Origin of the sequence: Streptomyces rapamycinicus NRRL 5491 (assembly GCF_024298965.1) — a bacterium.
Classification (GTDB): domain Bacteria; phylum Actinomycetota; class Actinomycetes; order Streptomycetales; family Streptomycetaceae; genus Streptomyces; species Streptomyces rapamycinicus.
The window spans coordinates 8,987,118-9,013,591 of record NZ_CP085193.1 but is presented as its reverse complement, the minus strand read 5'-3'; the positions used below and the strand labels follow the sequence as shown (position 1 = coordinate 9,013,591).

The window sequence follows — 26,474 nt, the reverse complement described above, 5'->3', positions numbered from 1 at the left end:
CCATGTCAAGCGCCGTATCAAGCGCCGTGTGAAGCGCCGTGTGAAGGGTCAGCGTCCCGCGCGGGCCGCCTCCAGGAGCTCTTTCGCATGCGCCCGCGCGAGTTCGGAGTCCTCCTGGCCCGCGAGCATCCGCGACAGCTCCCGTACACGGTCCTCACCCTCCATGGCCTTCACACCGCTTCGGGTCACCGACCCGTCGTTGGTCTTCTCGACCACCAGATGCCGGTCGGCGAAGGCCGCGACCTGCGGCAGATGAGTGACCACCACGACCTGCGCGGAACGGGCGAGCTTGGCCAGCCGGCGGCCCACCTCGACCGCGGCCTTACCGCCGACACCCGCGTCCACCTCGTCGAAGAGATATGTCGGTACGGGGTCGGAGCCCGCGAAGACCACCTCGACCGCGAGCATCACCCGGGACAGCTCACCCCCGGAGGCGCCCTTGGCGATCGGCCGGGGCGGGGCGCCCGGATGGGGCGCGAGCAGCAGCTCGACCTCGTCGGCGCCGTGCGGCCCGAAGACCACCTGGCGGCCGCCCACTTCGATGCCGTCCGCCTCCGCCTCGGTCTGGCGGATCGCGAACGTCACCCGGGCGTGCGGCATCGCCAGGGAGGCCAGCTCGGCGGTGACCGCCTCCGCGAACCGCCCCGCCGCCTCCGTACGGGCGTCGGTGAGCGCCTGCGCCAACTCGCCCAGCTCGGCGCGGAGCGCGTCGTGCTCGGCCGTCAGCTCGCCGATGCGGTCGTCGTCGCCGTCGAGTTCGGCCAGCCGCGCGGCGCCCTGCTCGGCCCACGCCAGCACGTCCGCGATGGTCTCGCCGTACTTGCGGGTCAGCTGGGTCAGCGCGGCGCGGCGCTCCTCGACGGCCGACAGACGGATCGGGTCGGCGTCCAGGTTGTCGGCGTACCCCGCGAGATCCCCGGCCACATCGGACAGCAGGATACCGACCTCGCCGATCCGGTCGGCGAGCCCGGCGAGGGCCTGGTCATGGGAGCGTACGGACTCCACGGCGCGATGCGCCCCCGCGACCAGGGTTCCCGCGTCCACGCCCTCCGGATCCTCCGGGTTCCCGGCGAGGGCGGCGTGCGCGACGGCGGCGGCGGACGCCAAGGCCTCGGCGTGCCCCAGCCGTTCGGCCTCGGCCGCCAGCTCCTCGTCCTCCCCGGGGCGCGGCTCGGCCGCCTCGACCTCCTCGAGGCCGAAGCGCAGCAGATCCGCCTCCTGCGCCCGCTCGCGGGCCCGCGTGGTCAGCTCCTCCAACTCGGCCGAGACGGCGCGCAGCCGACGGTAGGCCCCCGCGTACTTCTCCAGCGGCCCGGCCACCGCGGCGCCCGCGTACCGGTCCAGCGCCTGCCGCTGCCGGGCGGGGCGCAGCAGGCCCTGCTGATCGGTCTGGCCATGCACGGCCACGAGATCGTCGGCCAGCTCACCCAGCAGTCCCACGGGGACCGAGCGGCCGCCCAGGTGGGCGCGCGACCGCCCCTCGGCGGAGAGCGTACGACTGATCAGCAGCACCCCGTCGTCGAGTTCGGCCCCCGCTTCCTCTGCCCTTACGGCCGCCGCCGAGCGGGCGTCGACCGTAAGGCGGCCCTCGACGACCGCCGCCTTGGCCCCGATCCGCACCAGGGCGGCGTCGGCGCGGCCGCCCAGCAGCAGCCCGAGGCTGGTGACGACCATGGTCTTGCCCGCGCCGGTCTCACCGGTCACCGCGGTGAAGCCGGGCGACAGCTCGACGACCGCGTCGTCGATGACGCCCAGCGCACGTATCCGCATCTCCTCCAGCACGTGCACGACCATACGAGGTTTGGTCGGTGCGATGCGACGAAGGGGCGCCACTTATGGGGGCCACCCGCACATCTGCCCGGGACGGTCGGGGCGCGGGCACCCCCGCCGGAGAGCCCGCTGCCCGGGACGGTCGGGGCGCGGGTGCCTCCGCCGGGGAGCCCCCACCCCGCCCTGCCCGGGAGGGGCGAGGCGCGGACACCCCCGCCGGAGATCCCCCGCCCTGCCCTGCCCGGGAGGGGCGAGGCGCGGGCGCCTCCGGCGGAGAGCCCCCACCCCGCCCCTCCCCGAAACCGGGGCCCCGCCCCGGCCCCCGCTCCTCAATCGCCGGAGGGGCTGGAAAGGCGAGGCTTCGCCTCGGACCCCGGACCCCGGACCCCGGGGTCTGGGGTCTGGGGTCTGGGGCCCGGGCTTTGAGAGCCGGGGTCTGGGGCCCGGGCTTTGGGAGCCGGGGTCTGGGGCCCGGGGGCCCGGGGTCCCGGGGCCAGGAGGCCGGGGGCCAGGACCCGGGAGCCGGGATCGGGGAGCCAGGGCCCGGGGGCCAGGGGCCAGAGGCCGGGGCCAGGGGCCAGAGGCCAGGGGGCCAGGACCCGGGAGCCGGGATCGGGAGCCGGGATCGGGGAGCCAGGGCCCGGGGCCGGGGGCCAGGGCCCGGGGGCCAGGAGCCAGGGGCCCGGGGCCGGGGGGCCAGGAGCCAGGGGCCCGGGGCCAGGGGCCCGGGGCCAGGGGCCCGGGGCCAGGGGCCCGGGGCCAGGGGCCCGGGGCCAGGGGCCCGGGGCCGGGTTGCTGCCGCGTGGCGGAGTCCCGCAATCCCAGCCCCTCCGGCGTTTGAGGAGCGGGGGTCCGGGGGCGGAGCCCCCGGTTTCGGGAAGGGGCGGGGAGGGGCACAGCCCGCCGCAGGCGCCACAACCCGCCGGACATCTCCCACCGCGGTGGGACTCCAGCACGGTGCCCCCAGCCCAGTGCCCCTCTAGTGCGGTGCCCCCCGCCACCCCGCCACCGGCAGAGCGAACTTGGCGACCAAGCGGTCCGTGAACGAAGCATGGTGGAGGCGGGCCAGCCGCACCGGCACCGCACCCCGGCGCACCTCGACCCGCGCGCCCGCCGGGAGCTCCACCGTGCGGCGCCCGTCACACCACAGCACCCCGTGCGGCGTCTGCGGCTGCACCTCGACCGCGAGCACCGACTTGGGCGAGGTCACCAGCGGCTTGGCGAACAGCGCGTGGGCGCTGATCGGCACCATCAGCAGCGCCTCCACCTCGGGCCACACCACCGGCCCGCCCGCCGAGAAGGCGTAGGCCGTGGAGCCGGTCGGGGTCGCGCAGACCACGCCGTCGCCGCCGAACCGGGAGACCGGTCGGTTGTCGACCTCCGTGACCACCTCGAGCAGCCGCTCACGCGCGGCCTTCTCGACCGACGCCTCGTTCAGCGCCCAGTCCGTGTGCACGATGTGCCCGTCGTTGCGGACCAGCACATCGATCGTCATCCGCTCCTCGACCTCGTACTGCCGGGTCACCACCCGGTCCACGACCTTGTCGAGGTCGTCCCGTTCGGCCTCGGCCAGGAAGCCCACCCGGCCGAGGTTCACGCCGAGCATCGGCACGCCCGACACCCGGGCGAACTCCGCGCCGCGCAGCAGCGTCCCGTCCCCGCCGAGGACGACCAGCAGTTCACAGCCGTTCAGCACGTCGCGATCCGCGTCGATGCGCTCGACAGCGGGCGGCAGCGGCAGGTCCGCCGCCTCGGCAGCGAGTACCCGTACCCCGATTCCGCTGCGCAGCAGCCCCTGAACGACCAGTTCGGCGCTGCGGATGGCCGCGGGGCGGCCGGTGTGCGCGAGGAGGAAGACGGTACGGTCCGCCGTCGCCTCGGCGGCCGGCGTCATCGGCTCGACCGCCGGTGCCGCCACCGCGTCCCCGGCCCCGGGCTCGGGCACTGCTTCCTTCTGCTGCGCTGCTTCTGAAGTGGTCAACTGGGCCCCTCCGCCACTGCACGGTCAACATCCGCCGGGTCCAGTGCCGGCGCCCCGGCGCGCATCCACAAAAAGTACTCGACGTTACCCGACGGCCCCGGGAGCGGGCTGGCCGTTACGCCCAGCACTCCCAGTCCCAGGTCCGCCGCCCGCCCGGCCACCGTGCGCACCGCCTCGGCGCGCAGTTCGGCACTGCGGACCACTCCCCCGCTGCCCAGCCGCTCCTTGCCGACCTCGAACTGTGGTTTGACCATCAGCACCAGATCGGCGTCGGGCGCCGCGCACCGCACGAGGGCGGGCAGGACGAGCCCGAGCGGAATGAAGGAGAGATCACCGACCACCAGGTCCACCGGTTTCCCACCAATCCGCTCAAGTGTCAGCTCGCGTACGTTTGTACGGTCGTAAACACTGACGCGTTCATCGCTCTGCAGCGACCAGGCGAGCTGCCCGTACCCGACATCCACGGCGAGCACCTCAGCTGCGCCCGCGCGCAGCAGGACGTCGGTGAAGCCTCCGGTGGAGGCGCCCGCGTCCAGCACCCGCCGCCCGGCGACCTTCAGCCCCGCACCGGCTCCCGTGGCCGGACGGACCCCGGGGTCCTGCCCCGCGCCCGCGCCCTTCCGGTACTCCTCGCTGAAGGCGTACAGCGCGCCCGCCAGCTTGTGGCCACCGCGCGAGACATAGTCCGGATCGCTGTCGTCCTCGATCACGACGACGGCCGCGCTGGTCTCCACCTGGGTGGCCGGTTTGGCCGCCACCGCCCCACCGACGGTGACCCGGCCCGCCGCGATCAACTGGCTGGCATGCTCACGCGAACGCGCCAGCTTGCGGCGCACCAGCTCCGCGTCGAGTCGTGCGCGTCGTGGACGGGTCACTGCCACGGGTGGTTCAGCTCCTGAGGTCGTTTACGTAGCGGACGGGGGCCGCGGACCGGGCGCCGGGGGGCCGGGCCGCCGGTCGAGTGCGGTCAGCGTGTCGCGCAGGCCCTGGTGGACATCCTCGTACACCTCCAGATGTCCGCTCGTACCGAGGTGGTCGGCGTCGGCCAGCCGGGCCAGCCGGGCGTCCACCTCGGCGACGCCGGTGGGCGTACGGTCCACGCCGAGCGGGGCCGGGTCGGCGGGGCCGGGCGGCTCGGGCACGGCCCCGGGCCCGGCCTCGGGCACCGGCTCCGGCGTGATGTCCTCGGCCCACTCGGCCCCGTCGGGCGCTCGCTCCGCCGCGACGTCCTCGGCCACCTCGGCCCCGTCGCGCGCCCGCTCCACCGTGACGTCCTCGGCCACCTCGGCTCCCTCGGGCAGCACGGGCTCCGGCGCGGCCTCCCTGGCGTCCTCGGCCGCCGGACCGGGCTGTGGGCCGGGCCACCCGGCCGGCATCGGCTCGCTCATGGCCCCGACGCTACCGCGAATCCCTCGTTCTCCGACGTACGAGACCTGGGGTAACGTCGTCCGCGATGGCGACCTTGGAAGAGTGCCGCAGCGCACTCGACAAACTGGCGGAGAACCTCGCGACCGCGAACGGGGACCTTCGCAGCGCTACCGCGCTCGATCGCTCGGTCAGCTGCTGGATCCACGATCTGGACACCACTTTCGTCGGCCGTCTCGTGGACAGCCGGATCGAGGATGTGACGACCGCGTCGGGCCCCCCGGCCGAGCGTGCGCAGATCCGGCTGACGATGACCGGCGACGACCTGGTGGCCCTGGTCGACGGCGAGCTGCACTTCGCACGGGCGTGGGGCGCCGGACGGATCAAGCTCGAGGCCGGGCTGCGCGACCTGCTGCGGCTGCGGAAGCTGATCTAGGCAAGCGCCCCACCCCCGTCCAGGACAAACGCCCCACCCCCGTCCAGGACAAGCACCCCAGCCCCGTCCAGGACAAGCACCCCAGCCCCGTCCAGGACAAACGCCCCACCCCCGTCCAGGGCAAACGCCCCCGGGCCCTGCTCCGGCCCGGGCCACGCTCCCGCCCAGGTGTCCCCACCCCGGGCCGTCCCTCAGGACTCGCTCACCGCGGCGCTCACCGCGGCGGTCGCCAGAGGCGCCTCCACCCGTGCCGTACGGGACCCCCGGGCGGCCGGGATGACCAGTGGCGTCCCCGTCTCCGGGTCGTCGATCACCTGGCAGCGCAGCCCGAAGACCCGCTCCACCAGCTCCGCCGTGACCACATCCCCCGGCGCCCCCTCCGCGACGACCTCCCCGCCCCGCATCGCGATCAGATGGGTGGCGTAGCGGGCGGCGTGGTTCAGGTCGTGGAGCACGGCGACGAGGGTGCGGCCCTGCTCCTCGTGGAGCTGGGCGCACAGGTCCAGCACATCGATCTGGTGCTGGATGTCCAGATAGGTCGTGGGCTCGTCGAGGAGCAGCAGCGGGGTCTGCTGGGCGATGGCCATCGCGATCCACACCCGCTGGCGCTGACCACCGGACAATTCGTCGACATAGCGATCGGCGAGCTCGGCCACCCCGGTCGCCGTCATCGATTCGTCGACGATCCGCTCGTCCGTCTCCGACCACTGCCGCAGCAGCCCCTGGTGCGGATAGCGGCCGCGGGCGACCAGGTCGGCGACGGTGATCCCGTCCGGGGCGATCGAGGACTGGGGCAGCAGCCCGAGGGTGCGGGCGACCTTCTTGGCGGGCAGCGAACCGATCGACTGCCCGTCCAGCAGCACCGATCCGGCCGCCGGCTTGAGCATCCGGGACAGGGCGCGCAGCAGGGTCGACTTCCCGCAGGCGTTGGGGCCGACGATGACCGTGAAGGAGTGGTCGGGGATGGTCACGGACAGCTCCTCGGCGACCGTGCGCCGGTCGTAGGCGAGGGTCAGCCCCTCCGCCATGAGCCGCTGCCGCTGCCGCTGGTCCTGGGTGCCACTCGTGCTGGAAGCCACGGTCTGCCGGGTGTCCTTGTCCATGTCGTCTTCCGTCCGGGTCGTGTCCACAGTCGTCATATCCGCCCCGCCCTGCGCTCGGTCACCAGCAGCCACAGCAGATAGGCGCCGCCCAGCATCCCGGTGAGCACCCCCACCGGCAGCTGATCGGCCCCGAAGGCGCGCTGGGAGGCCCAGTCGGCGGTGACCAGCAGCGCGGCGCCCATCCAGGCCGCGGGGAGCAGGTTCGGACCGGGCGAGCGGGTGAGCCTGCGGGCCAGCTGCGGGGCGACGAGCGATACGAAGGCGACGGGCCCGGCGGCCGCCGTGGCGGACGCGACCAGCAGCACGGCCGCGCCCATCAGCACCATCCGCGTCCGCTCCACCCGCACCCCGAGGGCGTAGGCGCTGTCGTCGCCCATTTCCAGCATCCGCAGGTTCCGCGCCTGCCCGAGGGCCACGGGCATGAGTACCGCGCACACGGCCAGCAGCGGCCAGACCTGGTCCCAGTCGCGGCCGTTCAGCGAGCCGGTCAGCCACATCACCGCACGGGCCGCGTCCTCCTGCTGGGCCTGGGTGAGCAGATAGCCGTTGACCGCGGTGAACGTCGCGGAGGTGCCGATGCCCACGAGGACCAGCCGATAGCCGTGGACGCCCTGCCGCCAGGCCAGCGCGTAGACGGCCAGTCCGGTGAGCACCCCGCCGAGGACAGCTCCGGTGGCGACCACGTTCGGATCGCCCTTGACCAGCACGATGGCCGTGAGCGCCCCGGCCGCCGCCCCCTGGCCGAGGCCGATCACATCCGGACTGCCCAGCGGATTGCGGGAGATGGACTGGAAGATCGCCCCGCCCAGCCCCAAGGCCGCGCCGACCAGCAGCCCCACCAGCACCCGCGGCAGCCGCAGTTCGTTGACGATGAAGTCCTGCGCCACGGTGCCGTCGCCGAGCAGCGTACGCACCACATCGGCGGGGGCGATGGGGAAGTCACCGGTGCCGATCAGCACGACGCCCATCACCAGCGCCAGGGCGATCAGCAGCAGCCCCACGACCGCGCCGCGGACGTCCAGGCGCAGCGAGAGACCGGCGGTGCGCAGCGTGACCCCGCGCGTCCCGGACTTGGCGGTGCGCTTGTTGGCGTTCACAGTTGGGCCATCCTTCGGCGACGTACGAGGTAGATGAAGAGGGGCCCGCCGATGAAGGTGGTGACGACGCCGACCTGGAGCTCCGCGGGCCGGGTGACCAACCGCCCGATCACATCGGCGCCCAGCAGCAGAACGGGCGAGAGCACCGCGGCGTACGGCAGGATCCAGCGCATGTCCGGCCCGGTGAGCGCACGGACCAGATGCGGCACGATCAGCCCGACGAACGCGATCGGCCCGCAGGCGGCGGTCGCGGCCCCGCACAGCAGGGTGACCGCGATCATCGAGAGGGCCCGGGTGCGGTTGAGGTTGCTGCCGAGCGCGCGGGCGGTGTCGTCGCCGAGCGCCACGGCGTTCAGCGAACGGCCGAGCAGAACCGCCAGCACGACGCCGACCAGGAGGAACGGGCTCACCTGCCGGACCACTGTCATATTGGCGGAGGCGAGTGAACCGACCGTCCAGAAGCGCATCTTGTCGAGCGCCGCGGTGTCCAGCAGCTCCACGGCGTTGACGTATCCGTAGAGCGCCGCGTACACCGCCATCCCGGCGAGCGCGAGCCGCACCGGGGTGGCGCTCCGGCTGCCGCCGAGCGCGTAGACCAGCACGGACACGACGGCGGTACCGAGGAACGCGAACCACACATAGCCGGTGAGGGAGGTGACGCCGAGGAAGCTGATGGCCGAGACGACGGCGGCGGACGCGCCCGCGTTCAGCCCCAGCAGCCCCGGGTCGGCGAGCGGGTTGCGGGTGAGGGCCTGGATGACCGCGCCCGCGAGGCCGAGGCCGACGCCGACGAGCAGCCCGAGGATGGTGCGCGGCAGCCGTACGTCCCGGATCACCACATCGGTGTCACTGCCGGTGTAGTGGAACAGCCCGTGCCACACCTGGTCCAGCGGAATCGGTTTGGCGCCGATCGCGATGGACGCCGCGGCGATCGCCAGCAGCACGCCCAGGGAGACGACCAGTCCGGTCGCACGGCGCGCGGTGCGCCGCCGGGGCGGCGCGCTCGCTGTCTCGGTCCCGGCTTTCGCCGGACTGACCAGGGTCACGCGGAACTCCACCTCACAGCACGGCCGATCAGGACTCAGGTTAAGTTAGGTTACCCTAAGTCCCGCTGGCCGCATCCAATGCGGGCACCCCGGAGCGCGAGTTCGGCCTCACAGCCCTCGTCGGCCCGGAGCCCCCGTCGGCTCAGGCCCTCAGCCCCGGCCACCTCGGCCCGGAGCGCCGGCCCCGGCGGCTCGAAGCGCCAGCCCCCGACGGCACGGAGCGCCAGCCCCCGACGGCTCGAAGCGCCCGCCACCTCCGCTCGGAGCCCCGGCCGCGTCGGTCGGCCCGGAGCGCCGGCCCCGACGGCCCGGAGCCTCGACCCCGTCAGCGCGGAGCCCCCGTCGGCTCAGGCCCTCAGCCGCCTCGGCTCACAACCCCAGCCGGGCCAGAGCCTTCCCCGCGTCCGCGCCACTCACACCGTCCCCCGCCTCGGACCACGCCGCCGCGCACAGCGCCCGCAGCCCGTCCAGCGGCTCCTCGCCCCCGCCCGCCAGCACCAGCTCGCCGTTCTCGACCCGCGCGGCCCAATCCCCGCACCGGAAGCCGCCCGACTCCCCGTCGTGCGCCACCTCCGGCTGCGGGGTGAGCAGCCCCCGCAGGTCGCGGTCCACATACGACGGCCGGTGCCCGGGCTCGGCGGCAAGCAGCTGCGCGGGCGTGGTCACTCCGGTCAGCACCAGCAGCGAGTCCACCCCGCCCGCGTACGCGCCCTCGATATCGGTGTCCAGCCGGTCCCCGACCACCAGCGGCCGCCGGGCGCCGGTCCGCAGGATCGTCTCCCGGTGCATCGGCGGCAGCGGCTTCCCGGCGGCCTGCGGGGACGTGCCCGCCACGATGCGTACGACCTCCACCGCCGCGCCGTTGCCCGGGGCGATGCCCCGGCCACTGGGAATCGTCAGGTCCAGGTTGGAGGCGAACCACGGCACCCCGCGCGCCACCGCGTACCCCGCCTCCATCAGCCGCGCCCAGGGCATGTCCGGCCCGCCGTACCCCTGCGCCACCGCCGCCGGGTCGTCATCGGCCGAGTCCACCGGCGTCAGCCCGCGCTCGCGCAGCGCCACCCGCAGCCCCTCCCCGCCGATCACCAGCACCCGCGCCCCCTTCGGCAGCTGCTCGGAGATCAGCCGGGCGACCGCCTGCGCGGAGGTGATCACATCGTCGGGGGTGGCGGGCATCCCGAGCCGGGTCAGATGCTCGGCCACCGCCTCCGGCGTCCGCAGCGCGTTGTTGGTCACATACGCCAGCCGCATCCCGCCGTCCCGCGCGGTGACCAGCGACTCCACGGCATGGTCAATGGCCTCGCCGCCCGCGTACACCACCCCGTCGAGGTCCAGCAGAGCCGTGTCGTACGCCTCGTTCAGCGACTGCCGGCTCGACTCGGGCCGGGTGCGGACGGGCTGGTTCATGGGGGCCACTCCTCGCAGATCTGTGCGCTTCTCCCCCGATCATCGCGTATCGCCGCGCGGGGCATAACATTCACTGATGAGCATTCCAGGGCCTGGCGGACAAGGTCTGCAGCTCACCCCCTTCCGGGGGCTGCGCTACGTCGCGGAGCGGGTCGGCAGCCTCGCCGCCGTCACCTCACCGCCCTACGACGTGGTGGTCAGGCCCGAGGGTCTGCGCGAGCTCGAGACGGCGGACCCGTACAACATCGTCCGGCTGATCCTGCCGCAGGCCGGGACCCCGGAGGCCCGCCACCGCCAGGCCGCCGAGACACTGCGCCGCTGGCAGGCGGACGGAGTGCTCGCCCCGGACCCCGAACCCGCGCTCTACGTCTACGAGCAGCGCGACGGCCCGACCCTCCAGCGCGGGCTGATCGGCGCGCTGCGGCTGAGCCCCCGCGAGGAGGGCATCGTCCTCCCCCACGAGGAGGTCATGCCGCATATCGTCGAGGACCGAGCCGATCTGATGCGGGCCACCGCCGCCCATCTGGAGCCGCTGCTGCTCGCCTACCGCGGCAACGGGAACGGCAACGGCAACGGGACCTCGGGAAACGGGACGTCAGGGAACAGAGCCTCAGGGAACGGAGCCGCCGGCCAGGAGGCCGCCGGGCCTGGCACCGGCGGGGCGGCGCAGGTCATCGAACGCACCATCCTGCGCGAGCCGCTGCTCTCCACGACCACCGAGGACGGCGTCGACCACCATCTGTGGCGGGTCACGAACCCCGCCGACCTCGTGGAGGTCTCCACCGACCTCCGCCACCACCAGGCCCTCATCGCCGACGGCCACCACCGCTGGGCCACCTATCTGCGGCTGCGCGAGGAGCGACGGGAGCCCGGCCCCTGGGACTTCGGGCTCGTCCTGCTCGTCGACACCGCCCGCTATCCGCTCCGGGTCCGGGCCATCCACCGGCTGCTCCGCCGGCTGTCGCCGGACGAGGCGCTTCCGGCGGTACGGCGCGCCTTCCGGGTGCGGACGGTCGACGGCCCGCTGCCGCGCGCCCTGGAAACCCTCGCCGAGGCGGCAGAGACGGCGCGCGCCGAGCCCGGCGCTCCGAACGCCTTCCTGCTGGCCGGGGACGGCCGCTTCCACCTCCTGGACCGGCCGGATCCGGAGCTGCTGGCCCGTACGGTCCCCGAAGGACGCCCGGAGGCATGGCGGACACTGGACGCGACGGTGCTCCACCACACCCTGCTGGACCATCTGTGGAACGTCCCGGACACACCCGAGCACATCGGCTACCTCCACGATCCGACGGCGGCGGTCGAGCAGGCGGAACGGCTGGGCGGAACGGTGGTGCTGATGCATCCGGTGCGCGAGGACGTCGTGCACGAGTTGGCGCGGCAGGGCATCGCGATGCCGCACAAGTCGACGTCCTTCGGGCCGAAGCCCGCGACGGGGCTGGTGCTGCGGAGCCTGACGCTGGGGTGAGCCCTTCGGGCGTGGAACCCTCAGGGCGCGGACATGCGGCCGGACATGCGGAGGGGGCGGGATCCCGGTCCGGGATCCCGCCCCCTCATGTCATGGCATCAGCGGTCGTCGCCGTCCTCGTCGGGCGCGGCTCCCTGGCCCTCTGACATGGCCTCGGCCACCGGCTCGATGTCCTCGACGTCGTCGGCCTCGGGCTCGACCATGTCCTCGTCGGACGGGACCTCGTCGGACGGGACCTCGTCAGCCTCCGACTCCTCGACGGGCTGGCGAGCGTCGCCGTCCGCCGCCTCCTCGGGGTCCAGGGCGTCCACGAACTCGACCCCGTCCAGCTCGGCGAGCCGGTCCGACGCGTCCGTGCTCCCGCTCTGATCCGCCTCGAGCGCCTTGGCGAACCACTCGCGGGCCTCGTCCTCGCGGTCGACGGCCAGCAGCGCGTCGGCGTACGCGTAGCGCAGCCGGGCGGTCCAGGGCTGGATGGAGTTCGAGGCCAACTCGGGGCTCTGCAGGGTGACCACGGCGGCGTCGGCCTGGCCCATGTCACGCCGGGCACCGGCGGCCACCATCCGCATCTCGACCTGACCGGCCCGGTCCAGCTTCTGCACCTCCGGCTCACCGGCCATGGCCAGCGCCCGCTCGGGACGGCCCATGCCACGCTCGCAGTCGGCCATCACCGGCCACAGCTCGGAGTTGCCGGTCATCCGGCGCGCGGCGCGGAACTCCGCGAGCGCCTCGGCGTACTTCCCGACGGCGTACGAGGCGAAGCCCGCGGCCTCGCGCACGGCGGCCACCCGGGAGGCGAGCCGCAGGGCGACCCGCGAGTACTGGTACGCCCGCTCGGGCTCGTCATCCAGCAGCTTGGCCACCATGACGAGGTTCTTCGCGACGTCCTCGGCGAGGGTCTTCGGCAGGCTCATCAGCTCCTGCCGCACGCTCTTGTCGATCTCCTCGCCGGTGACGTCCTCGGGGATCGGCAGCCGCTTGATCGGCTCGCGGTCGCGGTCCCTGCCGCGCTCTTCGCGACGCCCGTAGCCGCCGCCGCGGTCGTCACGGCGATTGAACCCACCGCCGCCGGAGCGCCGGTCGTCGCGCCCCCGGCCCTGACCGTACGGACGACGCGGCCCACGGTCGTCCCGACCACCCCGGGAGCCACCGTCGCGGTCATCACGGCGAGGCCCACGCGGCCGCTCGTCACGACGGTCATCCCGACGATCGTCACGCCGGAACCCACCACGGTCATCATCACGACGGAACGAAGGCCGCTCATCCCGGCGCTCATCCCGCCGGAACCCACCACGGTCATCATCACGGCGGTACGAGGGCCGCTCATCCCGCCGGTCGTCACGCCGGAACCCACCACGGTCATCATCACGACGGAACGAAGGCCGCTCATCCCGACGCTCATCCCGCCGGAACCCACCACGGTCATCATCACGACGGAACGAGGGCCGCTCATCCCGACGCTCATCCCGCCGGAACCCACCACGGTCATCATCACGACGGAACGAGGGCCGCTCATCCCGCCGGTCGTGGCCGCCACCTCGGCCGCCACGGTCACGATCGCGGTCAGCACGGCGGAACCCACCACGGTCGTCACGACGATCGTCGCGGCGATCATCCCGGCGCTCGTCGCGCCGGTAGCCACCACGGTCATCGTCCCGGCGGAAGCCCGGCCGATCGTCACGGTCCCGGCGGAAACCGGCCTGGCGGGAGCCACCGTCGCGGTCCTCACGGCGAGGCCCACGCGGTCGCTCGTCACGACGATCGTCCCGACGGTCATCCCGCCGGTCGTCCCGGCGCTCGTAACGCCCGGCGGGGCGGCCACCTCGGTCATCGCGGCGCCCATAGCCGCCGGGGCGGCCTCCGCGATCATCGTCCCGACGCGGGCCACGCGACCGATCGTCGCGGCGATCATCCCGGCGCTCGTCCCGACGGTCGTCGCGGCGGAAGCCGCCACGGTCATCATCTCGGCGGGAACTGCCACGGTCATCATCACGACGCGGCCCGCGCGGTCGCTCATCGCGGCGGTCGTCACGCCGGAAACCACCACGACCGCCGTCGCGGCGCGGCCCGGAGCCGCGGGCCTCCCGCCGGTCGCCGGCTTCCCGGCCCCGCGGCTCGCGGCCCGACCGGTCGTCGGGAGAGTTGGTGGACATCGGCGTGACTCCTGTCTTCATGTACTTCAGCCATTCTCCCGCACCAGCCACGCCGATGCGGGTCCAGCAAAAACAAAAAGGACCCTTGGTCCCAGCATGCACGCTGGGACCAAGGGTCCTTCAAAGATTGTTCGGCGGCGTCCTACTCTCCCACAGGGTCCCCCCTGCAGTACCATCGGCGCTGAAAGGCTTAGCTTCCGGGTTCGGAATGTAACCGGGCGTTTCCCTAACGCAATGACCACCGAAACCCTATCGGGTTCTAGCGAACAAGCACACTCTTCAATTAAGTAAAGTGGAACTGATTCACCGGTGCGACTGTTCGCAACCCGGGAACCACACAGTGGACGCGAGCATCTGAGGACAAGCCCTCGGCCTATTAGTACCAGTCAACTCCACCGGTCACCCGGCTTCCATATCTGGCCTATCAACCCAGTCGTCTACTGGGAGCCTTAACCCATCAAGTGGGTGGGAGCCCTCATCTCGAAGCAGGCTTCCCGCTTAGATGCTTTCAGCGGTTATCCCTCCCGAACGTAGCCAACCAGCCATGCCCTTGGCAGAACAACTGGCACACCAGAGGTTCGTCCGTCCCGGTCCTCTCGTACTAGGGACAGCCCTTCTCAAGACTCCTACGCGCACAGCGGATAGGGACCGAACTGTCTCACGACGTTCTAAACCCAGCTCGCGTACCGCTTTAATGGGCGAACAGCCCAACCCTTGGGACCGACTCCAGCCCCAGGATGCGACGAGCCGACATCGAGGTGCCAAACCATCCCGTCGATATGGACTCTTGGGGAAGATCAGCCTGTTATCCCCGGGGTACCTTTTATCCGTTGAGCGACGGCGCTTCCACAAGCCACCGCCGGATCACTAGTCCCGACTTTCGTCCCTGCTCGACCCGTCGGTCTCACAGTCAAGCTCCCTTGTGCACTTACACTCAACACCTGATTGCCAACCAGGCTGAGGGAACCTTTGGGCGCCTCCGTTACCCTTTAGGAGGCAACCGCCCCAGTTAAACTACCCACCAGACACTGTCCCTGATCCGGATCACGGACCCAGGTTAGACATCCAGCACGACCAGAGTGGTATTTCAACAATGACTCCCCCTGAACTGGCGTCCAGAGTTCACAGTCTCCCACCTATCCTACACAAGCCGAACCGAACACCAATATCAAGCTATAGTAAAGGTCCCGGGGTCTTTCCGTCCTGCTGCGCGAAACGAGCATCTTTACTCGTAATGCAATTTCACCGGGCCTATGGTTGAGACAGTCGAGAAGTCGTTACGCCATTCGTGCAGGTCGGAACTTACCCGACAAGGAATTTCGCTACCTTAGGATGGTTATAGTTACCACCGCCGTTTACTGGCGCTTAAGTTCTCAGCCTCGCCGACCCGAAAGTCGACTAACCGGTCCCCTTAACGTTCCAGCACCGGGCAGGCGTCAGTCCGTATACATCGCCTTACGGCTTCGCACGGACCTGTGTTTTTAGTAAACAGTCGCTTCTCGCTGGTCTCTGCGGCCACCACCAGCTCAAGGAGAAAATCCCATCACCAGCAATGGCCCCCCTTCTCCCGAAGTTACGGGGGCATTTTGCCGAGTTCCTTAACCATAGTTCACCCGAACGCCTCGGTATTCTCTACCTGACCACCTGAGTCGGTTTAGGGTACGGGCCGCCATGAAACTCGCTAGAGGCTTTTCTCGACAGCATAGGATCATCCACTTCACCACAATCGGCTCGGCATCAGGTCTCACCCACATGAGAGACGGATTTACCTACCCCTCGGGCTACACCCTTACCCCGGGACAACCACCGCCCGGGCTGGACTACCTTCCTGCGTCACCCCATCACTTACCTACTACCACCTTGGATCAGCGGCTCCACCACTCCCCTCAACTCCGAAGAGATCAGGGCGGCTTCACGGCCTTAGCATCAGAGGATTCGATACTGGGCGTTTCAAAGCGGGTACCGGAATATCAACCGGTTGTCCATCGACTACGCCTGTCGGCCTCGCCTTAGGTCCCGACTTACCCTGGGCAGATCAGCTTGACCCAGGAACCCTTAGTCAATCGGCGCACACGTTTCCCACGTGTGTATCGCTACTCATGCCTGCATTCTCACTCGTGAACCATCCACAACTCGCTTACACGGCTGCTTCACCCGGCACACGACGCTCCCCTACCCATCACAGCGATCGTTGGACCACATGCTGCAATGACACGACTTCGGCGGTACGCTTGAGCCCCGCTACATTGTCGGCGCGGAATCACTTGACCAGTGAGCTATTACGCACTCTTTCAAGGATGGCTGCTTCTAAGCCAACCTCCTGGTTGTCTCTGCGACTCCACATCCTTTCCCACTTAGCGTACGCTTAGGGGCCTTAGTCGATGCTCTGGGCTGTTTCCCTCTCGACCATGGAGCTTATCCCCCACAGTCTCACTGCCGCGCTCTCACTTACCGGCATTCGGAGTTTGGCTAAGGTCAGTAACCCGGTAGGGCCCATCGCCTATCCAGTGCTCTACCTCCGGCAAGAAACACACGACGCTGCACCTAAATGCATTTCGGGGAGAACCAGCTATCACGGAGTTTGATTGGCCTTTCACCCCTAACCACAGGTCATCCCCCAGGTTTTCAACCCTGGTGGGTTCGGTCCTCCACGAAGTCTTACCTCCGCTTCAACCTGCCCATGGCTAGATCACTCCGCTTCGGGTCTTGAGCGCGCTACTGAATCGCCCTATTCGGACTCGCTTTCGCTACGGCTCCCCCACACGGGTTAACCTCGCAACACACCGCAAACTCGCAGGCTCATTCTTCAAAAGGCACGCAGTCACGACCGTGCTCCGAAGAACACGGCGACGCTCCCACGGCTTGTAGGCACACGGTTTCAGGTACTATTTCACTCCGCTCCCGCGGTACTTTTCACCATTCCCTCACGGTACTATCCGCTATCGGTCACCAGGGAATATTTAGGCTTAGCGGGTGGTCCCGCCAGATTCACACGGGATTTCTCGGGCCCCGTGCTACTTGGGTATCGCACAAGCAAGTTGCTGACATTTCAGCTACGGGGGTCTTACCCTCTACGCCGGGCCTTTCGCATGCCCTTCGCCTACATCAACAATTTCTGACTCACCCAGCCGCCGGCAGACGACTGAAGTACGAACCCACAACCCCGTACGCGCAACCCCTGCCGGGTATCACACACATACGGTTTAGCCTCATCCAGTTTCGCTCGCCACTACTCCCGGAATCACGGTTGTTTTCTCTTCCTGCGGGTACTGAGATGTTTCACTTCCCCGCGTTCCCTCCACATACCCTATGTGTTCAGGTATGGGTGACAGCCCATGACGACTGCCGGGTTTCCCCATTCGGACACCCCCGGATCAAAGCTCGGTTGACAGCTCCCCGGGGCCTATCGCGGCCTCCCACGTCCTTCATCGGTTCCTGGTGCCAAGGCATCCACCGTGCGCCCTTAAAAACTTGGCCACAGATGCTCGCGTCCACTGTGCAGTTCTCAAGCAACGACCAGTCATCCACCACCTACATGGACTCCGGCCTGTCGAGGGGATTCATTCCCTCAGACACCCAACAGCGTGCCCGACCCGGTCTCCGATCCGATCCGCGTTCCACACCCCAAGGGGCAGTACTAGCAGCCGTCACACGAAGAACCGTGCCGAATAGTCAACGTTCCACCCATGAGCAACCGTGCAGGACATCTGCCCACAGTCGGCTATGTGCTCCTTAGAAAGGAGGTGATCCAGCCGCACCTTCCGGTACGGCTACCTTGTTACGACTTCGTCCCAATCGCCAGTCCCACCTTCGACAGCTCCCTCCACAAGGGTTGGGCCACCGGCTTCGGGTGTTACCGACTTTCGTGACGTGACGGGCGGTGTGTACAAGGCCCGGGAACGTATTCACCGCAGCAATGCTGATCTGCGATTACTAGCGACTCCGACTTCATGGGGTCGAGTTGCAGACCCCAATCCGAACTGAGACCGGCTTTTTGAGATTCGCTCCACCTCACGGCTTCGCAGCTCATTGTACCGGCCATTGTAGCACGTGTGCAGCCCAAGACATAAGGGGCATGATGACTTGACGTCGTCCCCACCTTCCTCCGAGTTGACCCCGGCAGTCTCCTGTGAGTCCCCATCACCCCGAAAGGCATGCTGGCAACACAGAACAAGGGTTGCGCTCGTTGCGGGACTTAACCCAACATCTCACGACACGAGCTGACGACAGCCATGCACCACCTGTACACCGACCACAAGGGGGCACCCATCTCTGGATGTTTCCGATGTATGTCAAGCCTTGGTAAGGTTCTTCGCGTTGCGTCGAATTAAGCCACATGCTCCGCCGCTTGTGCGGGCCCCCGTCAATTCCTTTGAGTTTTAGCCTTGCGGCCGTACTCCCCAGGCGGGGAACTTAATGCGTTAGCTGCGGCGCGGACAACGTGGAATGTCGCCCACACCTAGTTCCCAACGTTTACGGCGTGGACTACCAGGGTATCTAATCCTGTTCGCTCCCCACGCTTTCGCTCCTCAGCGTCAGTATCGGCCCAGAGATCCGCCTTCGCCACCGGTGTTCCTCCTGATATCTGCGCATTTCACCGCTACACCAGGAATTCCGATCTCCCCTACCGAACTCTAGCCTGCCCGTATCGAATGCAGACCCGGGGTTAAGCCCCGGGCTTTCACATCCGACGCGACAAGCCGCCTACGAGCTCTTTACGCCCAATAATTCCGGACAACGCTTGCGCCCTACGTATTACCGCGGCTGCTGGCACGTAGTTAGCCGGCGCTTCTTCTGCAGGTACCGTCACTTGCGCTTCTTCCCTGCTGAAAGAGGTTTACAACCCGAAGGCCGTCATCCCTCACGCGGCGTCGCTGCATCAGGCTTCCGCCCATTGTGCAATATTCCCCACTGCTGCCTCCCGTAGGAGTCTGGGCCGTGTCTCAGTCCCAGTGTGGCCGGTCGCCCTCTCAGGCCGGCTACCCGTCGTCGCCTTGGTAGGCCATCACCCCACCAACAAGCTGATAGGCCGCGGGCTCATCCTGCACCGCCGGAGCTTTCCACCACCAGACCATGCGGTCGGTAGTCATATCCGGTATTAGACCCCGTTTCCAGGGCTTGTCCCAGAGTGCAGGGCAGATTGCCCACGTGTTACTCACCCGTTCGCCACTAATCCCCGGCCGAAACCGGTTCATCGTTCGACTTGCATGTGTTAAGCACGCCGCCAGCGTTCGTCCTGAGCCAGGATCAAACTCTCCGTGAATGCTTCCGGGCTATCCCGGCAACACATCACGAGAGCGGAACCACCGGAGGAATAATCCGATGGTTCACAGCGTCCTCGCTGTGTTCTTCTTCAAAGGAACCTCGTCCAACAATGGACGGGGTATCAACATATCTGGCGTTGACTTTTGGCACGCTGTTGAGTTCTCAAGGAACGGACGCTTCCTTCGAAACCGTTTCACCGGCTTCTCCGGGCGCTTCCCTTCGGTGTTTCCAACCTTACCAGACCCGATTCCCGGTCGTTTCCGATCCGAATTCCGTTTCCGGCCCCCTGCTGGAGCGGGGTCTTTCGCGCCTTCCGGCGTGTCCACCACTTTAGCGAATTTCCCGCCCGGCTCCTAATCGGACCCTCGGGCCTTGATTTCGCGCAGCGAAACAGGACCCTGTTCGGGAATCGTCGTAGTGATTGGCCGCTCCGGGGCCGCGGTGACCCGATCCTAGGATCGTGATGACAGCGCTGCCCGTCTCAAGCGGCTCGGGCTACGTTAGGCGTCCCGTCCAGCGGAGTCAAGTTCCGACCTGACGGCGCGTCGAATTCCGGCGACGCGGGGTGTGGGCCCGGTAGGGGCTCACCGAGGGATCGCCGTCGATCCAGAAGCGCCAGGGGTGGGTTGCGCCCTCGCCGCCCACACCGGTGCGCGGACCGCTGAGCACCTGCTCGGGCCGGGTGGGGCGGCCGGTGAGTATGGCGAGCGGGGCGTCGGGGCTCCCGCACACATCGCTGCCGTCCTGTCTGCGGTCCACACCCAGGGCCGTGGCCAGCCGGGCCGGGCCCTTGGCCAGCTCATGGTCGTTGCGCGCCTTCGGCCTGCGCTGATGGGCCCACTCGTGGCCGTTCAGCACCTCGCCCGCGCGCAGCAGTACCCCGCTGGGGTGGCCCTCCGGTCCACAGACCAGGTTGAGGCAGTGCCACATGCCATAGGTGAAGTAGACATACGCATGACCCGGGGGACCGAACATCACGGCGTTGCGCTCGGTGCGGCCCCGGTAGGCGTGCGAGCCGGGGTCCGCCGGGCCCGCGTACGCCTCGACCTCGGTCAGGCGCAATTCGATCGGTCCGTCCGGGGTGCGCCGGACCAGGACGCGGCCCAGGAGGTCGGGGGCGACCTCGAGGACGGGCCGGTCGAAGAAGGCGCGGTCGAGGGGGGTGCGGTCAGGTCCTGCTGTCACGCGCCCCGAGCGTAGTGGAACAGATATGAACCGGTGGTTGGAGGCGGCACCGGTCCGCTGGAAGGGTATGAGCCGCGGAACCGTCCACGGCTGTTTCGCGTTTCTAGGTGTCAACAGTGATCGAATGCGATCGAGTCAAGACGCAGTCGCGTCCTTGAGAGGGAGAACATGGGCTTCAAGAAGCTGCTCGCGAGTATGGGTGCCGGTGGCGCTTCGGTGGAGACGGTGTTGACCGAGGAGAACGTCGTCCCGGGCGGCATCGTGCAGGGCGAGGTCCGGATCCAGGGCGGCTCGGTCGCGCAGCAGATCGAGGGGCTCTCGGTCGGCCTGCAGGCGCGGGTCGAGGTGGAGGGCAACGACCAGGAGTACAAGCAGGACGTGGAGTTCACCCGGCAGCGGCTGGGCGGTGCGTTCGAGGTGCAGCCGGGCGCGGTGCACGCGGTGCAGTTCGGCCTGGAGGTTCCGTGGGAGACTCCGATCACCATGTTCATGGGCCGCCATCTGTCCGGCATGAACGTGGGGGTGACCACCGAGCTGGCGATCGCGCGCGCGGTGGACTCGGGCGACCTGGACCCGGTCAATGTGCATCCGCTCCCCGCCCAGCAGGCGATCCTGGACGCATTCGGCGCCCTCGGCTTCCGGTTCAAGAGCGCCGACCTGGAGCGCGGGCACATCCGTGGCACCCGCCAGCGGCTGCCCTTCTACCAGGAGATCGAGTTCTACGCGCCGGAGCAGTACCGGGGCCTGAACCAGGTGGAGTTGTCCTTCGTCGCGGACGACCGCGAGATGGACGTGGTGCTGGAGATGGACAAGAAGCCGGGGCTGTTCTCCGAGGGCAGTGACACCTACCGGTCGTTCACGATGAACCTGACCACCTTCCAGGACACCGACTGGGCCGCGTATCTGAACCAGTGGCTCGCCCAGGTCGGCGGCAAGCGCAACTGGTTCTGAGGTTTCCCCTCCCCGGACCGGACTTCCGCGCGGGGCGTGCACCGAGGGCAGCTCGGCGCACGCCCCGCGTTCATGTGCGGGGGCGACCCCTGCCGGGTGCGGGGACGGCACGTGCCGGGCCCACCAGGGGCCGTCCCCGTGACCGTCAGGGGCCGTCGTCGTAGCGCACCACCAGGGGCCGTCCCTGCGCCGCCCAGTACGCCTCCGCGTCGGCCAGGATGTCGGCCGCGATCGCGGCGGCGTCGGGGTCCGCGTCGCGGAAGGCCGGCCAGCCCTGGATGTCCAGCAGACAACCGCTGGGCTCGCCGCCCTCGGCCCACCAGGACAGATCGGTGACGCAGTCGGCGAGGGCATCCCAATTCCGCCCGTACCAGTCGGGAAAGCGCAGGTCCCGGGCGCAGCGGGCGAGGAAGCCGTCCTTGTCCGTCACGCCGTCGAGGCGCAGGTGGAGGGCGAGGGTGGGGCCGGTCATGGGCGCCATGGTGCCAGCCCGCCGGGTACCGGTCTCGTTAGGCTGGCCGCGGAGATGATCCACTGCGACTTCGAGGAGGTTCTCGACGTGTCCGAGCAGAACCGGGCCCCGCTCCCGCACGACTTCCATCCGCCGGTGCCGTCGTTCACGGTGGTGAGCGACGATGTGGCACCGGGCGGCACGCTCAAGTCCGCCCAGGTGCAGGCTGAGGGGAACACCTCTCCGCAGCTGCGCTGGGAGGGTTTCCCGGAGGGGACGAAGAGCTTCGCCGTCACCTGCTTCGACCCTGACGCGCCGACGGGCAGCGGGTTCTGGCACTGGGTGGCGTTCGACATCCCGGCCACCGTCACCGAGCTTCCGGCGGGTGCGGGCAGCGGTGGCTTCACCGGCCTGCCCGAGGGTGCCGTACAGGCGCGCAACGACTACGGGACCCGTGACTTCGGCGGGGCCGCGCCGCCGCCCGGGGACGGTCCGCACCGCTATGTGTTCACCGTCTACGCGGTGGACGCCGAGAAGCTGGGCCCGGACGCGGACGCCTCGCCCGCGGTGGTCGGCTTCAATCTGCGGTTCCACACGCTGGGGCGGGCCCAGTTGATCGGGGAGTACGAGGTGCCGGCCGCGGGCTGACGCGGCGAAATTGCGTTGTTCTCGGCCAGGCTCCCGGCCAGAGTTGATCCCGGTCCCGCCGATCTCCGGCGCGGGCCGGGACACCGGGACGCGGGGGTGGTCGGGATGCGCGAGACGCTGGTTCTGAACGCGAGCTTCGAGCCGCTGGCGACGGTCACGCTGCGGCGCGCCGTGGTGCTGGTCCTCCAGGACAAGGCCGTCGTCGAACACGCCCACCCGGGGCTGCGGGTGCGGGCTGCGGACGTCGATCTGCCGCTGCCGCGGGTGATCCGGCTGTGCCGTTACGTACGGGTGCCGTTCCGAAGACGTGCGCCGTGGTCGCGGCGCGGGGTGCTGGTCCGGGACCAGCACCGGTGCGCGTACTGCGGCCGCCGGGCGACGACCGTGGACCATGTGGTGCCGCGGTCGCGCGGGGGCGGGGACACCTGGCTGAATACGGTCGCCTCGTGTGCCGAGGACAACCACCGTAAGGCGGACCGGACTCCGGAGCAGGCGGGGATGCGGCTGCTCAAGGCGCCGTTCGAGCCGACGCCTTCGGATGCGCTGCTGCTGGCACTGGGGGCGGCGGAGCGGGACGGTCTGCCGGAGTGGCTGGCGCTGCCCGCCTGAGTCCCATCCCTGGCGAAGGCGCTGAGGGGCCGCCCCGCCGCCGTCCGTTCAGTCGATCGTGGGCTGTTCGCGGCGCGGGGCGGGCTCCTTACCGGTGGGGCCGGGGGTGCCGCCGCCGTTTCCGCCGCCGGTCAACGGGCCGAAGTTGCCCATGGCCCCGCCGAGGCCCTTGAGGGCGTCGCCGATCTCGCTGGGTACGATCCAGAGCTTGTTGGCGTCGCCCTCGGCGATCTTCGGCAGCATCTGGAGGTACTGGTACGAGAGCAGCTTCTGGTCCGGGTCGCCGGCGTGGATGGATTCGAAGACCGTGCGGATGGCCTGCGCCTCGCCCTCGGCGCGCAGCGCGGCGGCCTTGGACTCACCCTCGGCCCGCAGGATCGCGGACTGCTTCTCACCCTCGGCGCGCAGGATCTCGGACTGCCGGACACCTTCGGCCTGGAGGATCGCGGCGCGCTTGTCACGGTCGGCGCGCATCTGCTTCTCCATCGAGTCCTGGATGGAGGTGGGCGGCTCGATGGCCTTGAGCTCCACGCGGTTGACGCGGATGCCCCATTTGCCGGTGGCCTCGTCGAGGACGCCGCGCAGCGCCGCGTTGATCTCCTCGCGGGAGGTCAGGGTGCGCTCGAGGTCCATGCCACCGATGATGTTCCGCAGGGTGGTGACGGTCAGCTGCTCGATCGCCTGGATGTAGCTGGCCACTTCGTAGGTGGCGGCGCGGGCGTCGGTCACCTGGTAGTAGATGACGGTGTCGATGTTCACCACCAGGTTGTCCTGGGTGATCACCGGCTGCGGGGGGAAGGGCACGACCTGTTCACGGAGGTCGACGCGGTTGCGGATCGAGTCGATGAACGGGACGACGATGTTCAGGCCCGCGTTGAGGGTGCGTGTGTAGCGTCCGAAGCGCTCCACGATGGCGGCGCTGGCCTGTGGGATGACCTGGATCGTCTTGATCAGTGCGATGAAGACCAGCACCACGAGGATGATCAGGACGATGATGATCGGTTCCACAGCGGCTCCCCGTGCCCTTCATGCGGCGATTCGGATGGTCGGGATGATCAAGTCTGACGGTTCCCGAGGGTGGAGTCTGTCAGATCGATGGTCGACTCCGCAGCTCAACCGGGGCGCCCTCAACTCTTGGTAGGACACCCCGCTACGGCGTCTACATGACGACGGCCGTCGCACCGTCGATCTCCACCACGTCGACCTGCTGCCCTGGTTCGTAGGCCTGGTCGGGGTCGAGTGAGCGCGCGGACCACACCTCGCCCGCGAGCTTGATCCGGCCGCCTCCGCCGTCGTCGACGCGCTCGAGGACGACGGCCTGGCGGCCCTTCAGCGCCTCGATGCCGCTGCGCAGCTCGGGCTGCTGACGGCGGCTGCGCACTGCCATCGGGCGTACGACGGCGACCAATGCCACGGAGACGGCGCAGAAGACGACGACTTGAAGCACGATGCCGCCGCCGAGCGCGTCGGTGATGGCACCGGCCACGGCGCCGACCGCGACCATCCCGAATTCGGGCATCGCGGTCAGCACGAGCGGGATGCCCAGTCCTACGGCGGCGATCAGCCACCACACCCACGGATCCACATGGTCATGGTAGTTGTCCCAAGTCGCCGGGGACAGTGCGCGGATCACCTGCCGGTGGCACGGTGGGCGCAGGGGGCGGACATCAGGTCAGCGGCAGGCCCTGGGCGGTCCAGCGGTCGCCGTTGCGCTCGACGACCAGCGGGAGTCCGAAGCAGCGGGAGAGGTTGCGGGAGGTCAGTTCGGTCTCGACCGGGCCCGCGGTGAGCACCTTCCCCTGGCGGATCATCAGAACATGGGTGAAGCCGGGGGGGATTTCCTCGACATGATGTGTCACCATGATCATCGACGGGGCGAGCGGGTCGCGGGCGAGCCGTCCGAGGCGGCGGACGAGGTCCTCGCGGCCGCCGAGGTCGAGTCCGGCCGCGGGCTCGTCGAGGAGCAGCAGCTCGGGGTCGGTCATCATGGCGCGGGCGATGAGGGTGCGCTTGCGCTCGCCCTCGGAGAGGGTGCCGAACCTCCGGTCGAGGTACTCGGTCATGCCGAGGCGGTCGAGGAAGGCGCGGGCGCGGGTCTCGTCGACCGCGTCGTAGTCCTCCTGCCAGTGGGCCGTCATGCCGTACGCGGCGGTGAGGACGGTCTCGAGGACGGTCTGGCGGCGCGGCAGCTTCTCGGCCATGGCGATGCCCGCCATGCCGACGCGGGGGCGCAGCTCGAAGACGTCGACGCGGCCGAGCAGCTCGCCGAGGATCCGGGCGGTTCCGGCGCTCGGGAAGAGATAGCTGGAGGCGAGGTTGAGGAGGGTGGTCTTGCCGGCGCCGTTGGGCCCGAGGATGACCCAGCGCTCGCCTTCTTTGATCGACCAGGAGACCTCGTCCACCAGAGCCCGCCCATCGCGGACCACCGATACGTCCAGCAGCTCCAGAACCTCGCTCATGAGCGCGTTGTCTCCCATTGCAGTCTCGAGTCGTGCGTGCGCCTGTGGGCGCAGCCCCCTGAGGAAAACCTACGCCACACGTTGTCGGTGGCAGTCCTTAGGCTGGTTCCATGCTCGATGAACCACGTTCAGGGCGCCTCGCAGCTTGGGGAAATGCCCTTCTCGCCGGACTTGTCTCCCCCGATGAGGCGGCGCATCGCATCGCGGATGAGGACGCGTCGCACCGGGTGGCCGGGCTTCCGGGCGAGTCCGGGCAGGTGGGGCTCACTTTGGCGCTGGGGCGGCTGCGGGCGCTCGGGGCCAAGGGGCTGCGAGTGGCGCTGCCCATAGCGGGGCATCCCCTGGGGCTGAGCGGCCCGCCGGAGTTCAACGCCCACGCGCTCGACGCGGGCGAGGCGGTGATCGCCACCGGGGCGGCGCTCGGCCTGGTGCCCGAGGTGTCGGCGGCCGGGCCCGAGGGCGATCAGCACATCGAGGTGGTGTGGCGGTGTCAGGCCGTGCGGGAGGCGCCGCCGGCCGATGTGCCGTCGCTGGGTGAGGCCGAGCGGGAGCTGGCGGAGGCGCTGCGGGAGGCCACCGAGGTGCTCTCGCGGCTGAACGTGGCCGGGTCGGGCCCGGTGGCCGAGGCGGCCCTGGAGGCGTATCGGGCGCGGGCCGAGCGGGGGCGCGAGGTGCTGGCCCCGGGCTATCCGCCGCGGGCCATACGGGTGCTGGAGCTGGCGCAGCGGGTGGCTGCGCTGGTCGACATCGCGTACATGGCGGGCGGGGACGGCCGGGAGCACGGCGGGGCGGTGAGCGCGTCGGAGATCACGGCGCGGGCCGAGGCGCTGCGGCCGGTGGAGCGCACCTCGCGGCGGGCCCAGGTGGCGGCGTACAACGCGTATGTGGAGGAGCGGGAGCGGGGCGGTCTCTGACCTTCGCGGGTCTCGGGCCTCTGGCCTTCGCCTCTGGCCTTCGCCGGGCTGGTCTTCAACCTTCGCGGGGGCTGGTCTTCGACCTTCGCCGGGGCTGGTCTTCGCGGGTCTCTGACCACCGTCGGGGGCCGGGCTTCCCGGGTCCGACGTCCCGGGCCGTCATCGGGTT

20 protein-coding genes, 3 rRNA genes and 1 pseudogene are annotated in these 26,474 nt (G+C 69.6%); 6 read left to right on the top strand and 18 right to left on the bottom strand.

Annotation, left to right across the window (positions count from 1 at the left end; translation table 11 throughout):
* Positions 1 to 48: 48 nt before the first annotated feature.
* The 4 genes from recN to LIV37_RS37935 all read right to left on the bottom strand — a co-directional run bounded on the left by recN (position 49) and on the right by LIV37_RS37935 (position 4,932).
* The gene (gene recN, locus LIV37_RS37950; RefSeq protein WP_020872366.1) at positions 49 to 1,794 is read right to left on the bottom strand and encodes a DNA repair protein RecN; all 1,746 of its coding nucleotides are present in this window, start codon (positions 1,792 to 1,794) and stop codon (positions 49 to 51) included.
* 955 nt (positions 1,795 to 2,749) lie between these two features.
* A complete protein-coding gene (locus tag LIV37_RS37945) occupies positions 2,750 to 3,664 on the bottom strand; it encodes an NAD kinase (RefSeq protein WP_121825032.1) in 915 nt (304 codons plus the stop codon).
* An 83-nt stretch (positions 3,665 to 3,747) separates the two neighbouring features.
* Entirely contained in the window at positions 3,748 to 4,626 is an 879-nt protein-coding gene (locus LIV37_RS37940) for a TlyA family RNA methyltransferase (RefSeq protein ID WP_020872364.1), read from the bottom strand.
* Positions 4,627 to 4,656: 30 nt separating this feature from the next.
* Positions 4,657 to 4,932: a hypothetical protein gene (locus LIV37_RS37935; protein WP_121825033.1), complete on the bottom strand. Its 276-nt coding sequence runs from the start codon at positions 4,930 to 4,932 to the stop codon at positions 4,657 to 4,659.
* Positions 4,933 to 5,204: 272 nt separating this feature from the next.
* Here LIV37_RS37935 and LIV37_RS37930 point away from each other — a divergent pair, with 272 nt between their 5' ends.
* Positions 5,205 to 5,552: a hypothetical protein gene (locus LIV37_RS37930; protein ID WP_020872362.1), complete on the top strand. Its 348-nt coding sequence runs from the start codon at positions 5,205 to 5,207 to the stop codon at positions 5,550 to 5,552.
* Between the two features lie 191 nt (positions 5,553 to 5,743).
* Here the strand turns inward: LIV37_RS37930 and LIV37_RS37925 are convergent, their stop codons facing one another.
* The 4 genes from LIV37_RS37925 to LIV37_RS37910 all read right to left on the bottom strand — a co-directional run bounded on the left by LIV37_RS37925 (position 5,744) and on the right by LIV37_RS37910 (position 10,205).
* The gene (locus LIV37_RS37925) at positions 5,744 to 6,580 is read right to left on the bottom strand and encodes an ABC transporter ATP-binding protein (protein ID WP_121825034.1); all 837 of its coding nucleotides are present in this window, start codon (positions 6,578 to 6,580) and stop codon (positions 5,744 to 5,746) included.
* A 107-nt stretch (positions 6,581 to 6,687) separates the two neighbouring features.
* Positions 6,688 to 7,752 carry a FecCD family ABC transporter permease gene (locus tag LIV37_RS37920; protein WP_020872360.1) on the bottom strand — a complete coding sequence of 355 codons (1,065 nt, stop codon included), beginning with the start codon at positions 7,750 to 7,752 and terminating at the stop codon, positions 6,688 to 6,690.
* Positions 7,749 to 8,798 (bottom strand): FecCD family ABC transporter permease, encoded by a 1,050-nt coding sequence (locus LIV37_RS37915; protein ID WP_020872359.1) that lies wholly within the window; start codon positions 8,796 to 8,798, stop codon positions 7,749 to 7,751. Before LIV37_RS37915 ends, LIV37_RS37920 begins: the two co-directional genes overlap by 4 nt.
* A 369-nt stretch (positions 8,799 to 9,167) precedes the next feature.
* The gene (locus LIV37_RS37910; protein ID WP_020872358.1) at positions 9,168 to 10,205 is read right to left on the bottom strand and encodes an HAD hydrolase-like protein; all 1,038 of its coding nucleotides are present in this window, start codon (positions 10,203 to 10,205) and stop codon (positions 9,168 to 9,170) included.
* Between the two features lie 76 nt (positions 10,206 to 10,281).
* On the opposite strand from LIV37_RS37910, the gene LIV37_RS37905 reads away from it, so the two are divergent.
* The gene (locus LIV37_RS37905; RefSeq protein ID WP_020872357.1) at positions 10,282 to 11,670 is read left to right on the top strand and encodes a DUF1015 family protein; all 1,389 of its coding nucleotides are present in this window, start codon (positions 10,282 to 10,284) and stop codon (positions 11,668 to 11,670) included.
* Between the two features lie 98 nt (positions 11,671 to 11,768).
* Here the strand turns inward: LIV37_RS37905 and LIV37_RS37900 are convergent, their stop codons facing one another.
* The 6 genes and pseudogenes from LIV37_RS37900 to LIV37_RS37875 form a co-directional block, all read right to left on the bottom strand.
* The gene (locus LIV37_RS37900; RefSeq protein WP_020872356.1) at positions 11,769 to 12,599 is read right to left on the bottom strand and encodes a hypothetical protein; all 831 of its coding nucleotides are present in this window, start codon (positions 12,597 to 12,599) and stop codon (positions 11,769 to 11,771) included.
* A gap of 81 nt (positions 12,600 to 12,680) precedes the next feature.
* Positions 12,681 to 13,283, bottom strand: a pseudogene (locus LIV37_RS53070) (tetratricopeptide repeat protein); the annotation flags it as partial.
* Positions 13,284 to 13,952: 669 nt separating this feature from the next.
* Positions 13,953 to 14,069: ribosomal RNA gene (rrf, locus tag LIV37_RS37890) — 5S ribosomal RNA — on the bottom strand.
* A gap of 110 nt (positions 14,070 to 14,179) precedes the next feature.
* Positions 14,180 to 17,300: ribosomal RNA gene (locus LIV37_RS37885) — 23S ribosomal RNA — on the bottom strand.
* A gap of 259 nt (positions 17,301 to 17,559) precedes the next feature.
* Positions 17,560 to 19,086: ribosomal RNA gene (locus tag LIV37_RS37880) — 16S ribosomal RNA — on the bottom strand.
* Together the 16S, 23S and 5S rRNA genes form the textbook arrangement of a ribosomal RNA operon.
* 524 nt (positions 19,087 to 19,610) lie before the next feature.
* Positions 19,611 to 20,273: a DNA-3-methyladenine glycosylase gene (locus LIV37_RS37875; protein ID WP_020872354.1), complete on the bottom strand. Its 663-nt coding sequence runs from the start codon at positions 20,271 to 20,273 to the stop codon at positions 19,611 to 19,613.
* A gap of 168 nt (positions 20,274 to 20,441) precedes the next feature.
* Between LIV37_RS37875 and LIV37_RS37870 the strand changes: the two genes are divergently transcribed.
* Entirely contained in the window at positions 20,442 to 21,224 is a 783-nt protein-coding gene (locus tag LIV37_RS37870; RefSeq protein WP_020872353.1) for a sporulation protein, read from the top strand.
* Between the two features lie 145 nt (positions 21,225 to 21,369).
* Here LIV37_RS37870 and LIV37_RS37865 read toward each other — a convergent pair whose 3' ends face one another.
* The gene (locus LIV37_RS37865) at positions 21,370 to 21,696 is read right to left on the bottom strand and encodes a barstar family protein (protein ID WP_020872352.1); all 327 of its coding nucleotides are present in this window, start codon (positions 21,694 to 21,696) and stop codon (positions 21,370 to 21,372) included.
* Between the two features lie 87 nt (positions 21,697 to 21,783).
* On the opposite strand from LIV37_RS37865, the gene LIV37_RS37860 reads away from it, so the two are divergent.
* Positions 21,784 to 22,323 (top strand): YbhB/YbcL family Raf kinase inhibitor-like protein, encoded by a 540-nt coding sequence (locus LIV37_RS37860; RefSeq protein ID WP_121825036.1) that lies wholly within the window; start codon positions 21,784 to 21,786, stop codon positions 22,321 to 22,323.
* 105 nt (positions 22,324 to 22,428) lie between these two features.
* Positions 22,429 to 22,932, top strand: a complete 504-nt coding sequence (locus LIV37_RS37855; RefSeq protein ID WP_037963497.1) for an HNH endonuclease — start codon at positions 22,429 to 22,431, stop codon at positions 22,930 to 22,932.
* 48 nt (positions 22,933 to 22,980) lie between these two features.
* Here the strand turns inward: LIV37_RS37855 and LIV37_RS37850 are convergent, their stop codons facing one another.
* The 3 genes from LIV37_RS37850 to LIV37_RS37840 all read right to left on the bottom strand — a co-directional run bounded on the left by LIV37_RS37850 (position 22,981) and on the right by LIV37_RS37840 (position 25,391).
* On the bottom strand, positions 22,981 to 23,940 hold the full coding sequence (locus LIV37_RS37850; RefSeq protein WP_020872349.1) for an SPFH domain-containing protein: 960 nt from the start codon (positions 23,938 to 23,940) through the stop codon (positions 22,981 to 22,983).
* 151 nt (positions 23,941 to 24,091) lie between these two features.
* Positions 24,092 to 24,517: an NfeD family protein gene (locus LIV37_RS37845; protein WP_121825037.1), complete on the bottom strand. Its 426-nt coding sequence runs from the start codon at positions 24,515 to 24,517 to the stop codon at positions 24,092 to 24,094.
* Positions 24,518 to 24,599: 82 nt separating this feature from the next.
* Positions 24,600 to 25,391 carry an ABC transporter ATP-binding protein gene (locus LIV37_RS37840; protein WP_121825038.1) on the bottom strand — a complete coding sequence of 264 codons (792 nt, stop codon included), beginning with the start codon at positions 25,389 to 25,391 and terminating at the stop codon, positions 24,600 to 24,602.
* 110 nt (positions 25,392 to 25,501) lie between these two features.
* Here LIV37_RS37840 and LIV37_RS37835 point away from each other — a divergent pair, with 110 nt between their 5' ends.
* Positions 25,502 to 26,305: a hypothetical protein gene (locus LIV37_RS37835; protein WP_121824041.1), complete on the top strand. Its 804-nt coding sequence runs from the start codon at positions 25,502 to 25,504 to the stop codon at positions 26,303 to 26,305.
* The last annotated feature ends 169 nt before the right edge of the window (positions 26,306 to 26,474 follow it).

Excerpts from the sequence above, each read along its gene's own strand:
- recN (WP_020872366.1), bottom strand. The coding sequence starts at position 1,794 with ATGGTCGTGCACGTGCTGGAGGAGATGCGGATACGTGCGCTGGGCGTC.
- LIV37_RS37945 (WP_121825032.1), bottom strand. The coding sequence starts at position 3,664 with ATGACGCCGGCCGCCGAGGCGACGGCGGACCGTACCGTCTTCCTCCTC.
- LIV37_RS37930 (WP_020872362.1), top strand. The coding sequence starts at position 5,205 with ATGGCGACCTTGGAAGAGTGCCGCAGCGCACTCGACAAACTGGCGGAG.
- LIV37_RS37925 (WP_121825034.1), bottom strand. The coding sequence starts at position 6,580 with ATGGCGGAGGGGCTGACCCTCGCCTACGACCGGCGCACGGTCGCCGAG.
- LIV37_RS37910 (WP_020872358.1), bottom strand. The coding sequence starts at position 10,205 with ATGAACCAGCCCGTCCGCACCCGGCCCGAGTCGAGCCGGCAGTCGCTG.
- LIV37_RS37905 (WP_020872357.1), top strand. The coding sequence starts at position 10,282 with ATGAGCATTCCAGGGCCTGGCGGACAAGGTCTGCAGCTCACCCCCTTC.
- LIV37_RS37870 (WP_020872353.1), top strand. The coding sequence starts at position 20,442 with ATGGGCTTCAAGAAGCTGCTCGCGAGTATGGGTGCCGGTGGCGCTTCG.
- LIV37_RS37865 (WP_020872352.1), bottom strand. The coding sequence starts at position 21,696 with ATGACCGGCCCCACCCTCGCCCTCCACCTGCGCCTCGACGGCGTGACG.
- LIV37_RS37855 (WP_037963497.1), top strand. The coding sequence starts at position 22,429 with ATGCGCGAGACGCTGGTTCTGAACGCGAGCTTCGAGCCGCTGGCGACG.
- LIV37_RS37840 (WP_121825038.1), bottom strand. The coding sequence starts at position 25,391 with ATGAGCGAGGTTCTGGAGCTGCTGGACGTATCGGTGGTCCGCGATGGG.
- LIV37_RS37835 (WP_121824041.1), top strand. The coding sequence starts at position 25,502 with ATGCTCGATGAACCACGTTCAGGGCGCCTCGCAGCTTGGGGAAATGCC.